14 protein-coding genes are annotated in these 14,527 nt (G+C 53.0%); 8 read left to right on the top strand and 6 right to left on the bottom strand.

What is annotated here, in order from left to right; translation table 11 throughout:
* The first annotated feature begins 24 nt into the window (after nucleotides 1-24).
* Genes I6E40_RS02885 through I6E40_RS02855 form a run of 7 tightly spaced genes read left to right on the top strand, consistent with a single transcriptional unit; the run spans nucleotide 25 to nucleotide 7,096 of the window.
* Nucleotides 25-1,479, top strand: a complete 1,455-nt coding sequence (locus I6E40_RS02885) for a S8 family peptidase (protein WP_235385372.1) — start codon at nucleotides 25-27, stop codon at nucleotides 1,477-1,479.
* A gap of 14 nt (nucleotides 1,480-1,493) precedes the next feature.
* Nucleotides 1,494-2,942: an exodeoxyribonuclease VII large subunit gene (gene xseA / locus I6E40_RS02880; protein ID WP_235385371.1), complete on the top strand. Its 1,449-nt coding sequence runs from the start codon at nucleotides 1,494-1,496 to the stop codon at nucleotides 2,940-2,942.
* 38 nt (nucleotides 2,943-2,980) lie between these two features.
* Nucleotides 2,981-3,181 (top strand): exodeoxyribonuclease VII small subunit, encoded by a 201-nt coding sequence (gene xseB, locus I6E40_RS02875; protein WP_235385369.1) that lies wholly within the window; start codon nucleotides 2,981-2,983, stop codon nucleotides 3,179-3,181.
* The gene (trmB, locus tag I6E40_RS02870) at nucleotides 3,168-3,944 is read left to right on the top strand and encodes a tRNA (guanosine(46)-N7)-methyltransferase TrmB (protein WP_235385367.1); all 777 of its coding nucleotides are present in this window, start codon (nucleotides 3,168-3,170) and stop codon (nucleotides 3,942-3,944) included. Before xseB ends, trmB begins: the two co-directional genes overlap by 14 nt.
* Nucleotides 3,945-3,968: 24 nt before the next feature.
* Entirely contained in the window at nucleotides 3,969-5,069 is a 1,101-nt protein-coding gene (locus tag I6E40_RS02865; protein WP_235385365.1) for an Mrp/NBP35 family ATP-binding protein, read from the top strand.
* A 10-nt stretch (nucleotides 5,070-5,079) separates the two neighbouring features.
* Nucleotides 5,080-5,766: a DUF2027 domain-containing protein gene (locus I6E40_RS02860; protein WP_235385363.1), complete on the top strand. Its 687-nt coding sequence runs from the start codon at nucleotides 5,080-5,082 to the stop codon at nucleotides 5,764-5,766.
* A gap of 43 nt (nucleotides 5,767-5,809) precedes the next feature.
* Nucleotides 5,810-7,096, top strand: coding sequence for a hypothetical protein (locus I6E40_RS02855; protein ID WP_235385362.1), 1,287 nt, complete (start codon nucleotides 5,810-5,812; stop codon nucleotides 7,094-7,096).
* A 105-nt stretch (nucleotides 7,097-7,201) separates the two neighbouring features.
* Here I6E40_RS02855 and I6E40_RS02850 read toward each other — a convergent pair whose 3' ends face one another.
* From I6E40_RS02850 to folP, 6 genes are all read right to left on the bottom strand, one after another.
* Entirely contained in the window at nucleotides 7,202-7,531 is a 330-nt protein-coding gene (locus I6E40_RS02850; RefSeq protein WP_235385361.1) for a DUF4834 family protein, read from the bottom strand.
* A 100-nt stretch (nucleotides 7,532-7,631) separates the two neighbouring features.
* Entirely contained in the window at nucleotides 7,632-8,345 is a 714-nt protein-coding gene (locus I6E40_RS02845) for a CDP-alcohol phosphatidyltransferase family protein (protein ID WP_235385443.1), read from the bottom strand.
* A 145-nt stretch (nucleotides 8,346-8,490) separates the two neighbouring features.
* On the bottom strand, nucleotides 8,491-9,186 hold the full coding sequence (locus I6E40_RS02840) for a phosphatidylserine decarboxylase family protein (protein WP_235385360.1): 696 nt from the start codon (nucleotides 9,184-9,186) through the stop codon (nucleotides 8,491-8,493).
* 183 nt (nucleotides 9,187-9,369) lie between these two features.
* Complete coding sequence (locus I6E40_RS02835) at nucleotides 9,370-10,290, bottom strand: DUF3667 domain-containing protein (RefSeq protein ID WP_235385359.1); 921 nt, start codon at nucleotides 10,288-10,290, stop codon at nucleotides 9,370-9,372.
* Nucleotides 10,291-10,542: 252 nt separating this feature from the next.
* Entirely contained in the window at nucleotides 10,543-11,310 is a 768-nt protein-coding gene (gene cdaA, locus I6E40_RS02830; protein ID WP_235385358.1) for a diadenylate cyclase CdaA, read from the bottom strand.
* Nucleotides 11,311-11,396: 86 nt separating this feature from the next.
* Nucleotides 11,397-12,233, bottom strand: a complete 837-nt coding sequence (folP, locus tag I6E40_RS02825) for a dihydropteroate synthase (protein WP_235385357.1) — start codon at nucleotides 12,231-12,233, stop codon at nucleotides 11,397-11,399.
* A 365-nt stretch (nucleotides 12,234-12,598) separates the two neighbouring features.
* Here folP and I6E40_RS02820 point away from each other — a divergent pair, with 365 nt between their 5' ends.
* The gene (locus I6E40_RS02820; protein WP_235385356.1) at nucleotides 12,599-13,894 is read left to right on the top strand and encodes a UDP-N-acetylmuramoyl-tripeptide--D-alanyl-D-alanine ligase; all 1,296 of its coding nucleotides are present in this window, start codon (nucleotides 12,599-12,601) and stop codon (nucleotides 13,892-13,894) included.
* Nucleotides 13,895-14,527 lie beyond the last annotated feature (633 nt).

Genomic DNA, 14,527 nt, shown 5'->3' with positions numbered 1-14,527 from the left:
TCTGTACCTTGGTCTCTTATAGATATGACACTACGTTTTTATTCTTTCCTCGCTTTTCTTCTTCTCAGCATAGTCTCCGCCTCTGCTGCCTCCGCCGCGAGCAGCGTCCGAGGTGGTGAAAACGAAAAGCGGACCTACATCAAACTTCCCAAGACCTATCGTTTTCGCATTTCTCTCACGGACAAGAAAAATTGCGGCTACAGCGTGAAACATCCCGAAAAGTTTCTCTCACCTGCCTCTCTCGCCCGTCGAAAGCGTTTTGGGTTGAAAGTGGATTCCCACGACTTACCTCTGACGCAGACCTACGTTTCCGAGATTTGCCGAGAAGGGGTGCGGGAGGTGAATCGCAGCAAATGGAACAACTCTCTCGTCGTGGAGGTCTCTGACACGTCGCTCTTGTCCCGCATTCGGAATCTCCCGTTCGTGAAGGACGCAAACTTAGTTTGGATTTCACCGGACAGCATCTTGGCTCCGGTGGTAGGTCCCAACCGGCTTGACTTGCTGAAGCCTACTGCCGAGGACACGCTTCTGGATTCCGTGCTGGCGACCATGCCGGCACGCGACTTTGGCGCACGACAAAGCAGCATGATTGGGGCAGACACGCTCCACGCCCGCGGATTCACAGGAAAGGGCGTGACGATTGCCGTCATCGATGGCGGTTTCCTCAACGTGGATGTCATCCCCGGTCTGCAGCGCGCCAAGATTTTGGGAACGCGCAATTTTGTGCATCCCGATTTGAGTGTATATGCGACCGAAGAATCTCACGGCACGAACGTCCTTTCCTGCATTGCAGCGCGTGAGTCATCCCATCTGACGGGAACGGCACCCGATGCATCGTTCTATCTTTTTGTCAGCGAAGACGGATTGAGCGAACAGGCAGTGGAGGAGGACAACTGGTGTGCTGCAGTGGAATATGCCGACAGCCTGGGTTGCGACATTGTGACCAGTTCTTTAGGCTACACGCAGTTTCAGCATGATTTCATGAACACGCCCTACGCTTCTCTTGACGGAAAGTCTCATCCCAACAGCCGCAGTGCTTCGCTTGCTGCTTCTCGTGGCATCGTGCTGCTCAACAGTGCCGGCAACAGCGGCGACGAACCTTGGAAAAAGATTGGTTTCCCTGCCGATGCAGACCACATTCTTGCCGTCGGCGCCGTGGACAGTCTGGGCGTGAACACGAACTTCAGTTCCGTGGGACACGCTGCAGACGGACGCGTGAAACCGGACGTCATGGCGATGGGGCAGAAGTCGTTCGTGCTGTCTGCGCGTGGAAGGCTGCGCACAGCCAATGGGACCTCCTTCTCCTGTCCCATTCTTTGTGGCGGCGTGGCTTGCTTGATGCAAGCGTGCCCCAAAGCGACGCCGGAGCAGATTGTCAATGCCGTCAAGATGAGCGGTAACAACGCAGCACATCCGGACAACATCTTTGGCTATGGCATTCCCTCTTTGCCGCGTGCCCTTGAGATGCTTCAAAAATAGAATTCCTTATTCTCATGACAGACCCTTTTGCACCGGACCTCACAGAAAGTCCCGAGGCGTTGGAGTTTTTGACGCTTGAAGACTTGAACCGAATGGTGAGCAACGTCCTTCGTGACGCCTTCAGCACTCCCCTCTGGGTGTTGGCGGAAGTGAGCGAGGTGCGTGCCCACACAAACGGTTTTTGCTATTTGACTTTGGTGCAGAAGAAGGAACGCAGTCAGACGCCGTGCGCTCGTGCCTCTGCGCTCATCATGCCTTTCACCTATCCGCTCTTGCGTTCCCGTTTCATCAGTCAGACCGGCACAGACCTCGCACCGGGAATGAAACTGTTGGCACAGGTCAAGGTTGAGTTCCACGTGAGTTTTGGCTATCAGTTGCAAATCGTGGACATTGACCCCTCTTACACGCTGGGGGATGTCGCGCGGCGCCGCCGCGAAATCATTGCTGCCTTGGAAGCGGATGGTGTGATGGAACTGAACAAAAGCCTGTTCCTGCCCCGTCTTCTCAGCCGCATCGCCATCATATCGAGTCCGACCGCTGCGGGCTACGAAGACTTCCTCAACCAACTTTCCCATTCTCCCTTCGGTTTCCAAACCAAACTTTTTCCCGCCATTATGCAAGGTGAGCGGGTGGAGGAAAGCATTGTCGGTGCGCTCGATGCGATTGCCGCTGAGGCAGACGCATGGGACGTGGTGGTCATCATCCGAGGCGGCGGCGCAACCAGTGATTTGTCCGGTTTTGATAGTTACGAACTTGCCTCGAACGTGGCGCAGTTTCCGCTTCCTGTTTTGACTGGCATCGGTCACGAAAGGGACGACACGGTCATTGATTTGGTGGCACACACGCGTCTGAAGACACCGACCGCTGTGGCAGTGTTCCTCATTGACAGTCGTCGCCGCGAGGCAGATGCGTTGGAAGACCTGTGTCAGCGCTTGTTGAATCGTGCTCGTTTCCCGTTGGAACAGGCGAAAGGTCAGTTGGGGGCTTTGCGCCTGCGTCTTTCCAAAAGCGTCATGCCGCTCATGGTGGCTCACCACAACGCTTTGTGGCGTGCAAAGAACCTCACTCGCACCGTTGCGCGAGAGAACCTTCAGCATCGTGTTTCAACCCTGCGGGACTGTGTTTCGGAACTCCGTTTCTCCGCCCGCTCCTGTTGTCAGAGAGAGGCGTCGCGTCTGCAGCGTTTGGAGCAGCGCCTTCTCCCGGCTGTTCGCCGCCGCTTGGAACATGAGCAAGAACGCCTTCGCCTCGCCGAGCGGCAAGTGGCGCTGGCAAGTCCGGAAAGGATGCTCAAACTGGGCTTCTCCATCACAACTTGCCGAGGAAAGGTCGTGCGTGAGGCATCCGAACTGATGCCCGGCGACATCCTCGTCACCCATTTTGCACAAGGCACGGCGGAGAGCAGGGTGACGACAACGCAATCGAAACCCAATGAACCGAAGACTGACCGAGCCGAAGTCTGAACGAACCAAAGTATTCTTAAGTTTACTCCATATTATATATGTCCAAACAAGAACTGACCTACGAACAAGCCATGCAGCGTTTGGAGGAAATCACCGAGAGTTTTGAGCAAAACACGCTCGAACTGGACCAAATCTCTTCTCGGCTGGCGGAAGCGCAGAAACTGATTTCCTTCTGTCAAAAACGCATTCAACAAGTTGAACAAGACATTCAGACCATTTTGAAGGATGAGCAAGAATAAACTTTCCAAGTTCGCCGACATGGAGACCTACCCGCACGTTTTCCAACCCGCGGGTTCCCCCACTGATCCCACACCCTTCCCTCTGAGCGGACGCTGGGGAAAAGATTTCTTTCACAACGACAATCCCATCGTTTTGGAACTGGGATGCGGTCGCGGCGAATACACCGTCGGACTCGCACGCCTTTTTCCCGACAAGAATTTCATTGGCGTGGACATCAAGGGAGCGCGGATGTGGACAGGTGCAACGGAGTCTTTGCAGGCAGGAATGAAGAACGTGGCGTTTCTGCGCACCCACATTGAATTTATTTCCCGCTTTTTTGCGCCGGGGGAGGTGGCGGAAATCTGGCTCACCTTCTCAGACCCGCAAATGAAGAAGGTGACAAAACGTCTGACTTCCACCTTTTTCCTCAACCGCTACCGAAACTTTCTTCGTCCCGGCGGACTCATTCATCTCAAAACCGACAGCCGTTTCCTCTTCACCTACACTTCGCTGATGATAGAGAAAAACCGCTTGCCGTTGGTCTTCCAAACCGATGACCTCTATCACACGCTTGCCGCCACGACTGACGAGGAAGTGAAAACCATCTTAGGCATTCAGACCTACTATGAGCAACAGTGGATTGCACGCGGCTTGACCATCAAATATCTCAAGTTCAACCTTCCCACTGAAGGAGAACTTGTGGAGCCCGATGTGGAAATTGAACTTGACGACTACCGAAGTTACAACCGCTCAAAACGCTCCGGGCTTGAGAAGAGCAAATGAATAATTAAATCGTAGAAAATCATTATGAATATATATCCGAAACTTATCACCGACGCTCTTGCCACTGTCCGCTATCCCGGCACGGGCAAGAATCTTGTGGAGGGCGGAATGGTCGAAGATGACCTTCGCATTGACGGCATGCACGTCAGTTTCTCTCTCCTTTTTGAAAAGAATCCCGACCCTTTCATGAAGTCGGTCGTCAAGGCGGCTGAGACGGCGATTCACACCTTCGTGTCGCCCGAAGTGAAAGTAGAAATCGCCGTGAAATCTGCCCAGGCACCACGTCCCGAACCCGGCAAAATGTTGCCGCAGGTGAAAAACGTCATTGCTGTCAGTTCAGGAAAGGGCGGAGTTGGAAAAAGCACAGTGGCAGCCAACCTCGCCGTTTCGCTCGCCCGCCTTGGATTCCGTGTGGGGCTCTTGGACGCCGACATCTTCGGTCCTTCGGTTCCCAAGATGTTTCACCTTGAGGCAGAGCGCATTTTTGCCGAACAGCGCGGAGGAAGGCAGCTTCTCATCCCGGCTTTTAAGTATGGTGTGAAGATTCTCTCCATCGGCTTCTTTGTGAACCCCGACACCGCCACACTTTGGCGCGGCGGCATGGCTTCCAATGCGCTCAAGCAACTCATTGCTGACGCTGACTGGGGAGAACTTGACTACCTCGTTCTGGATACTCCTCCCGGCACATCGGACATTCACCTGACACTGTTGCAGAACCTCGCCATCACGGGGGCTGTCATTGTTTCCACACCTCAAGCCGTAGCGCTGGCAGACGCAAGGAAAGGAATTGATATGTATCGAAATGACAAAGTCAATGTTCCGATTCTCGGACTCGTCGAGAACATGGCGTGGTTCACTCCGGCAGAACTTCCTGAGAACAAGTATTATATCTTCGGACGTGAGGGCGTCAAAAAATTGGCAGAGGAAATGCACACACCGCTTTTGGCACAGTTGCCGCTCGTGCAGTCCGTTTGCGAAAGCGGTGACGAAGGAGAGCCGGCTGCGGTGGCAGAGAACCACATCATGGCGGTTCATTTCCTTGACCTCGCCCGCCGGGTCGTGGAAGAGACTGAAAAGCGGAATCGCGAGTTGCCCGCCACCTCAATTGTCGAAATGAAAAAGTGAGAGAACAAAGATGACTACACTGAAGATTGGCGACAAGGTGCGCTTCCTCAACCAAATTGGCGGAGGCATCATCAGCGGCTTCCAAAGTTCACAGGTTTGTCTTGTGAAGGACGAAGACGGCTTTGAGATTCCGACTCTGGTGAAAGAAGTGGTTTTGGTGGATGAAGGGCGTCACGCCGCTGCTCCGAAACCGAAGAAGTCTGCCATCGGTGCGACCGATGCGGAAGAGCCGGATTTGGCTGATTTGCCCATGACCTATCGTCCGAAGCCCCTTTCGCGCCGCGGTGCCGACGCGCTGAACGTCTCTCTGGCATTTGTGCCGCACGACCCCGATGAGCCGGGCAGAACAGAGTTTGAGGCGTGGCTGGTGAATGATTGCAATTTCTTTGTGCGCTATGCGTTGCTCTCTCCTGATGCAGGCGGTGTGCGCTTGCGCTTTGAGGGCGAACTGGAACCTCACACGAAAATCCTGTTGGAAGAATTCCCCTCCGCGCGTCTTGAGACGTGGGAGCATGTCACCTTTCAACTCTTCGCCTTCAAGCGCGACGAGTCTTTCCGCCTGCCTCCCGTCTGTCAAGTCCCGCTGAAGATTCGTCCGGTTCGTTTCTTCCAACCTCACACCTTTCTTGACACTCCGTTTTTCCATGCACCCGCCTGGCTCGTTCCCGTGGTGAAAGAGCCGGTTGAAAAAGCCTGAGCCGATTGCCTTGATTTTCAACTCTTCGCGCTTTCTTTTGTTCATGAAAACACTACGCACGTTCCTCTTTCTTTCTTTTCTTCCGGTGCTTCCGCTCTTTGCCTCCGACAAAATTTCCCGTCGCATCCTTGCGATGCAAAAGGAGGTTTGGCAGGAGTGGACGCAACGTTGGCAGGTTGAATCAGCCACGGCTTCGCCCGCCCCGTTTCTTCCGCTTCCTCGTCCCGCCGCCGACAAGCCTTTGGAGGCAACACTGACGTGGCACGTTCCTGACAGCCTCGAACCACACGCCGAGTGGCGCATGTTCCACGGAACAAAGGGCGAACGCCCTGCTGCGGGATTTCCCTGCTATCTCTATCTTCACGGCTCGGGACCGAGCGAATCGGAGTGGCACACCGGACTTGTCCTTGCAAACCGCTTTGACGACGCTCCGTCACTTTGGTTTGTGCCGCGAATCCCCAACGAGGCGGGATGGTATCGCTGGTGGCAGCGCGGAAAGCAATGGGCTTTACAACAACTCCTGCGCCACGTGCTTGCCAGCCCCGATGTGGACGCCGCGCGCCTTTATCTCTTGGGAATATCGGAGGGAGGCTATGGCAGTCAGCGTCTTTCATCGTTTTTTGCAGACTATCTTGCAGCAGCGGGTCCCATGGCGGGGGGAGAGCCGTTGATCAATGCGCCGGCAGAGAATCTTTCGCACACAGCATTCAGTTTTTTGACGGGTGCGAACGACGCGACGTTTTGTCGCAACCTGCTGACCGAGCGCACCGGGCAAACGCTTGACAGTCTTGCTCGGAAATATCCGGGAGAGTATGTGCACCGTGTGGAACTCATTCCTCATTGCGGACATGGCATTGACTACTCGCCGACCACCCCTTGGCTTTCCCGTCATCGTCGCACGCCTCAGCCGCGTCATTTTCTTTGGGAAAATTTTGAAATGGATGGAGTGAAACGTAACGCCTTTTTCAACCTTGAAGTGCTGGAGGAAACTGCGGAGGGACGAACTGCCTACGAGTTCACTGCCCACGCTGAAACGAACGAACTGGAGTTGAAGGTGTGGAATGTCACCTACGAAACTGCGCAATCTGATTCCCGCTGGGGCATTCCGCTCGTTTTTCATCGCCACTTGTCGCCTGCTCCCCACGGTCGTCTTCGTGTTTTTCTTTCACCGGAGTTGGCTGACCTTTCGCGCCCCTTACGCTTATCGGTGAACGGGAAAACCCTCTTTCGCGGTAAGGCAAAGGTGGAGAAACGGGTCATGGAACGGGCAGTAGCACTTTTTGGCGACCCGCTCCGACTCTTCCCCGCCGCGGTGGAGGTGGAATGGTGAGAAGTGAGAAGTGAGAAGTGAGAAGTGAGGAGTGAGTAGTGAGAAGGTCTGGTGACAGTCCGGTGACGGTGTCACGGAGGTGTCACGGGTGTTTCAGTTGTTTCTTCATTTTACCTCTTCAAAGTCCACGTAGGTTCCTTCGTTTTTTTCAAAGATTTTTTCGCCGCGCCGTTTTCTGTTCTGTGAGTGGGAATCGTGGTGCGTGTTGCTCGTTTCATCCTGTTCAAAGCCGGCATCGCGGAACGTTTCATTCGTTCCGTTTTGCCCAAAGTGTGTTCCTCCAAAAGTTTGTCGGCGGGAACGATGCGTATAGAAAGGGTTGAAGGTGTTGCTTTTTCCTCCCGTGAGCAGGCTGTGTAACATGCGAACGATGCCCAAAACAAAGAAAAAAGCAGCGAATATGAGGATGAAGAGACATCCAAGGAATCCGTTCATAAAAGGTCAAATGAGATGAATAAGTTCCGTTTTCAGTGTGGCGGAGCCAGTGTCCGCTACGGTGTTCTTTGCAACAATCGTGCCAAAAACCGCTTCTACGTCATTTGTTGAGAAAGTTTGACGCGATGGAGGTGAGGACGTAGAGCACGATTACGGCAGAAAAGCCTGCGAATCCCAGAATGAGGAGTAAGGCGAGAGAGAGCAGGATGAAGGAATAGCGCAGTTCGTTGCTTTTCCACTTGAAAGTTTTGAATTTCAGAGCGAACATGGGTATTTCTGCCACGAGAAGATAGGAAGAAAGGAGGATGCCGAGCAAGAGGAGATAGGGCAGGGGGGCGGCATCAAGCAGTCCTTTTTCTTGCAGTCCCACAGCGAGTGCTGCCCAGAAGAGTGCGTTGGCGGGGGTGGGTAGTCCGATGAAGGAAGTCGTTTGTCGTTCGTCGAGATTAAACTTTGCGAGTCGCAGCGCGGAGAAGGCTGCAATCAGGAAGGCAGCGAAGGAGACATAGGTCACGCATTCGGCGGGCACGCCCAAGGATTCAAGTTGCGCGGGCAGGGTGAGACGCAGCAGGGAGAAAACGATGGCAGCCGGTGCGAAGCCGAAGGTGATGTCGTCCGCCAGTGAGTCGAGTTCTTTGCCCAAGGGAGAGGAGACGTGAAGCAGCCGTGCGGCGAAGCCGTCAAAGAAGTCGAAGACTGCTCCGATGATGATGAAGGTGAGTGCCAGTTCAAAGTGTGCGTTCAAGGCGAAGAACGTGGCAACGCATCCGGAGATGAGATTGCAAAGCGTGATGGTGTTGGGAAGGTGTTTCATTTTCTGGAAGAAAAGGAAAGTCAGTTGAGGTGTCCGCCGTGAGAGTCTCGGGGGAGGAAGTGTGACAGCGTATTCGTTGGCGGCGTTGGCGGGGAAAAACAGAAGTACCTCGACGGGTCGAGGCACTTTCATGAAACGTGTTTTTTCAGCGTTTCAGTTTCGCGATGACGGTTTGATTTCCGACGGTTTTTTGTCCCATTTTGACGAGGACTTCCGTGCCGATGGGGAGATAGACATCGACTCGTGAGCCAAATTTGATGAAACCCATGTGCTCGTCAATGTAGCAGTCTTCGTCTTCTCTGGCGTAGGTGACGATTCGTCTGGCGACTGCCCCGGCGATTTGTCTGACGAGGATGTCGATTCCGTCCGGTGTTTCAATGACCACGGTGGAGCGTTCGTTTTCCGTGCTGGCTTTTGGGAGCCATGCTTTGTGGAAGTTTCCTTTGTGGTGTACGACTTTTTTCACGATTCCTTCAACGGGAAACCAGTTGGCATGCACGTTGGTGATGGACATAAAGATGGAGACCATCAGTCGGCGGTCGTGGAAGTACTCGTTTTCTTCCACTTCTTCAATCACCACGATTCTTCCGTCTGCCGCTGCGACCACGGTTCCTTCCGGGTCTCCTCCAAATTGTCGAATGGGACAACGGAAGAAGTTCAGGGCGATGCCATAGAGGATGGCAGAGACGGCGAAGACACCATAGAAGGGGATGAGGTTTGAGTCCTTGAGGAAGTAGAAGAGGACACCGTTGAGCAGGATCAGAACTAAGGCGCTCTGAACGAGGATATTGTTTCCTTCACTGTGTAGGCGAATCTGTTTGAGTCTGCGGTGGAATGCCATTGGCGATGTGGTTACTTCGGCCTTGTGGAGACCGATGAAAGGGGTGAATACTTGTGTTTTGCAAGGTGGCTTGGGCGAACGAAGCATCGGCTTCTGCGTTCGTTTTGATGTAAATTGCCACTTACACAATGCAAAAATAACTATTTTTTTGCTTTCCCTTGTATGCTACGCGCTAAAAATTGCTCATTCAACGTATTTGAACCCCTCGACTCCGTAGAGGCTGTAGGAAATGCCCGCCAGAACGAGAACGATGGTGAGTATGAAAAAGAGGAGAAGGAGAAAGTGTACGAGGAAGGTTTTCCAGATTGTTTTTCGCCACCCGTAGCCAAAGATTTCTTTGAAGTCCCAGGTGAAGAGGAGGAAGAGTAGCCAGCCCGGAAGCGGATAGAAAACACTTCCACCATTTGCGCCAAAGATGAGGGTTCGGAGCAGGGAGAGTGTCACCATCTGTCCGCTGATGAAGACCTGGATGAAGAAGTTTTCCGCCAGTGTGGTTCGAGGTCGTGCCGGCGCTTTTCGGAAAACGAGCCACGTGAAGAGTGTGAAGAAGAAATGGAGCAGCAGCAGCGAGACCGCTTTGTGGGAGTCCAGCCATTCAGCCGCATTTTTGAACGCTTTCAGTGAGTTTTCAAAAGTGATGCTTCCCAATCCGATGTCAACAATCGTTTTGTCTTTGATGTTTTCATACTCTTCAACTTCTTCCCCTTTGAAGATGACTGTCGGCAGGTCTGCGACCGTGGAGAGCGTGTGTTCTCCGAGAGTGGCGAGCGCGAAGAAGATGCAGAGGACGAAAAGCATTTTCACCGGTGGAAAATAGGGCATTCGTTTTCCGTCCAAGTAGTCTCCAATCATTTTCCCGGGATGAAAGAAGAGTCGGAAGATGGTTCGCGGCATGCTTCGGTTCCCCATGCCCCAGACTTCAAGTGTGGCGGTCAGCACGTTCTTCACGGTGAAGCGTTTCACCTCTGCGCTTTGTCCGCAGAGCGGGCAGAAATTGCCTTCAAACTCCGTGCCGCAGTTGAGGCAGCGATGGTGTGGCGCGCTCGGTGCGTTGGACACGGCAGCGGAGGCGTTTGGAGCGTCGGAGGAGGCGGTGAGATTCATCAGAGATGTGTTCTATAGGGGGTGTTCTATAAATGACGGGATAAGGAGCGTTCAAGACGTGTTCTATAAATTACAGAATAAGGAGCATTCAAGAAAGTGCTTACGTTTTGGTTGCAGCGTCTTTATGAGTCATTCGTTTCTTAGCGCGCCCTTTTGTAAGTTTTGTCAGTCACATAGCCCGCCATGCTCCTTTCACCACTGACAAAAGTACATCTTTAAGAAATCCGGCTCAACTATAATTTTAGAACAGTCTTAGAGCCATTTTTTTGTCAGCATGCTTTCCAGTTCTTCTCCGCTGAGTCTCAGGTGGAAGACGCCGTTTTCGGCGATGGAGATGGCACCCGTTTCTTCCGAGACGATGATGGCAATGCTGTCGGTTTTTTGTGAGATGCCGAGGGCTGCGCGGTGTCGGAGTCCGAGTGATTTGGGGATGTCTGTGTCGTGGGAGATGGGGAGGATGCAGCCTGCGGCTCGGATGCAGTTGTGGGAGATAATCATGGCACCATCGTGGAGCGGACTGTTTTTGAAGAAGATGTTTTCAATGAGTCGTTGCGTGATGCGGGCGTCGATGACGTCTCCCGAGTTGATGAATTCGCTCAGTCCGACTTGTCGTTCGATGACGATGAGTGCTCCGACTTTCTGTTTACCCATGCTGATGCACGCCATGACAATCGGCATGATTTCTTCTCTGTGTGGTCGGTCTTCGTTGTTTCCTCGTTTGAAGAGTTTTGCCCAGAAGTGTCCCTGCGGTCGGGAGCCGATGGTGGAGAAGAAGTGGCGGATTTCTTCTTGAAAGAGAATGATGATGGCGAGCGAACCGACGTTCACGAGTTTATCGAGGATGCCGCCGAGCAGTCGCATTTCAAACACTTGTGAAACGATGATCCACACCGCCACAAAGACGATGATGCCACCGAAGATGTTGGCGGAACTGGACTCCTTCATCAGTCGGAAGATATAGTAGAGAAGGAGTGCCACGCAGAGAATGTCGAGAAAGTCTTTAATTCCGAAGGAGAGCATGAGTGGGACGGCGAGAGTCGGGTGAAAAATATTTTATTTAGGATGCCCCGTATAAGGAAACAGGAGTCCTTAGAATAGTGTTTGCTTTAGGAGTTCTTTTGGCACGCCATGACGATTCGCTTGGCTTCGACGGCGGCTTTGACGTCGTGGACGCGGAGGATGTGGGCGCCTTTCAAGAGGCTGATGGTGTGGAGCACGGTGGTGCCGTTCAGAGCCTCGGCAGGGCTTCCTCCCAAGAGTTTGTAAACCATGGATTTTCGGGAGACGCCAACCAGCAGCGGCACGTTCAGTTCTTTGAGGTCTTCGAGGTGGTTCAGGAGTTCATAGTTGTGTTCCAGCGTCTTACCGAAGCCGAAGCCCGGGTCTGCAATGATGTCGCAGCACCCCATCTGATGCAGTCGGTCGATTCTTTCGGCGAGCCAGACGGTCACCTCGCGGCTGACGTTTTCATAGTGAGGTGCCAGTTGCATCGTGTCGGGTGTTCCCTGCATGTGCATGAGAATGTAGGGGCAGCGGAGTTTGGCGACGGTTCGGAACATGGCTTTGTCCATTTCTCCACCTGCAATGTCGTTCACGATGTCTGCTCCGCCTTCCTCGACCGCCATGCGTGCCACGTCCGCGCGGAACGTATCGACGGAGACGGGAAGTTCGGGACAGATTTTCTCCACCACTTTCAGTCCGCGGCGCAGGCGCGCCATTTCTTCTTCGGGCGTGACGTCATCCGCGCCGGGTCGGGAAGAATAGGCACCCACGTCAATCATCTCAGCACCTTCTTCCACTATTTGGTGCAGGCGTTTCTCGATTTCTTCTTCGTGTTCGGTTCGGCTTCCGGCAAAAAAAGAATCAGGGGTCACGTTGAGGATGCCCATGATTCGTGGCTCCGAGAGGTCAAACAACTTTCCTTTGATGTTGAGTGTGTGCATTGGCGTGAGGATTGCATCGTGTGAGGACCTTACCGCCCGATCTGCGGCGGCGCAGGCACTTTAACCACTGCAAATGTAAACACAAATTGCCCTTTTGGCACACAAAAGTGCGGGAAACGTTGTCTCGCAGCAAAAATAAACGCGATTTTTTCCCTTTTCGGGGCGTAAGCCTTACTTTTGCTGCGTCTAATACGCTTTTAGTAATCCTCAAAAAATAACCTGCATCATCTTTGAAAATCTTTTCGGTCCATATTTCCTCCCTCATCAGTCACATAGTTACGGCTATGCTCCTTCTTCGGGTGAAAATCTGACCTCGAAAATGTCATTCAAATCTGACGCAACTTATTATTTTCATATTACTTAAAATGGAAATTTCCCAACTCCATCAACTCTTTCTTCAGTGCGGCGAGGTGACGACCGACAGCCGTTGTTTGCCGAGCGGCTCCATCTTTTTCGCCTTGCGTGGCGAGCGATTCGATGGAAACGCTTTTGCCGCAAAGGCACTCGAAGGCGGATGCGCCTACGCCGTCGTCGATGATGAAAATCTGCCCGCCGACCCGCGTTTCATTCGCGTCGAAAATGCGCTGACCACGCTTCAGCAACTCGCCGCTTTTCATCGTAAACATCTTGGCATTCCCATACTTCAAATCACAGGCACAAACGGAAAGACCACCACGAAGGAACTCACCGCGGCAGTGCTGGCTGAAAACCACCACATCGTCTATACGCAGGGGAACCTCAACAACCACATCGGCGTGCCGCTCACGCTCCTCCGTCTCACTTCCGAACACGACATGGGTGTCATCGAAACCGGTGCAAACCATCCCGGAGAGATTGACTTCCTTTCCCGCATCGTCGATGCCAACGAAGGACTCATCACCAATGTCGGACGGGCTCACCTCGAAGGCTTCGGCTCGTTCGAAGGTGTGGTGCAAACCAAGACCGAACTCTATCGTTATCTTCAGTCCAAGCCCAACACGTCCATCTTCCTCCACGCAGACAACGAAATTCTCGCCCGGCACGTGGGAACACTTCCAACCGTGACCTACGGAAGTGTCGGAAACGGTTTTGACGTCGAAGGCGAGGTCATCGATTGTACGCCCTTCCTTCGTTTCCGCTTCCGAGTGAGGGGAGAGGAATGGCACGAAGTGCAAACACAACTCATTGGTTCCTACAATTTGCCCAACGCGCTGGCAGCCATTGCGGTCGGCAGTCGCCACGGAATCAGTGCGAAACAGGCTGCTGATGCCATTGCCCGTTACGCTCCCTCCAACCGCCGCAGCGAACTTGTGAAGACCGCCCGCAATCGTCTCATCGTGGATGCCTACAACGCCAATCCGACCAGCATGAAAGCCGCTCTGGACAATTTTGCGCTGATTGCGTCGCCCCGCAAACTTGCCATTCTCGGCGAGATGCGTGAGTTGGGAGAAGTCTCGGCAGAAGAACATCGGCGTGTGGTGGAGCAAGCCTCCGCCATTCCCGACACGGAACTGTGGCTGGTGGGCGAGAACTTCCGTCCGTTCGTTCCGAAAAACGCTCGCTGGTTTGCCGACGTGGAGGCTGTGAAACAAACGCTTCAGAGCGACTGCCCCTCCGATGCTCTCATCCTCGTCAAGGGTTCCAACGGTACCCGCCTTTTCCAACTCCCCGAGTTTTTGTGAGAGGGAAAAAATAAGGGGACTATATATGATGCGATAAGGGCAGCCCAATGAAACAGGATTCGTGCGCGTTCGCGCGTATTCGGCTTTCAAACCTATACGTTTTTCAAGGGCTACATACATTCCCGGCAAACCCTACACAAAACCCGCTTAATGTTTGAATATCAGAGGGGTTAGTTGTGTAGGGTTTGGTCGTTAAATCCTACACAAAAGCCTACATTGTGTAGGGTTGTGCGGCAAGCAGTGTAGGGTTGTGCGGCGGGCTGTGTAAGGTTTGGATAGAGGATAAACATAAATGTAGGATTGGGCGGAAAATGCAAAAAACGCCGTATTCATCGTACTTTTTGGCTCGTCGGGGGCGGAAAATGCAAAAAACGCCGTTTTCATCGTACTTTTTGGCTCATCGGAAGTCCGGTGTCGTTGAGGAAACAGACACAGAATTCACCCTTTCCTATGTTTTTCGTCACTTCCTTAGGCTTCGTCAACTCGGCGTGCAGTTTTACTTAGGAGAAGAGTAAGTGAAATTAGGGGAAGGGAAAGAAAAATTAGGGGAAGGGAAAGAAAAATTAGGGGAAGGGAAAGAAAAATTTGAGGAAGGGAAAGAAAAATTTGAGGAAGGCAAATAAAAATTTGAGG

This window comes from Prevotellamassilia timonensis, assembly GCF_021531665.1.
Taxonomy (GTDB): domain Bacteria; phylum Bacteroidota; class Bacteroidia; order Bacteroidales; family Bacteroidaceae; genus Alloprevotella.
Note: the sequence above shows the minus strand (reverse complement) of the source record. Positions and strands in the feature narration are given on the sequence as shown.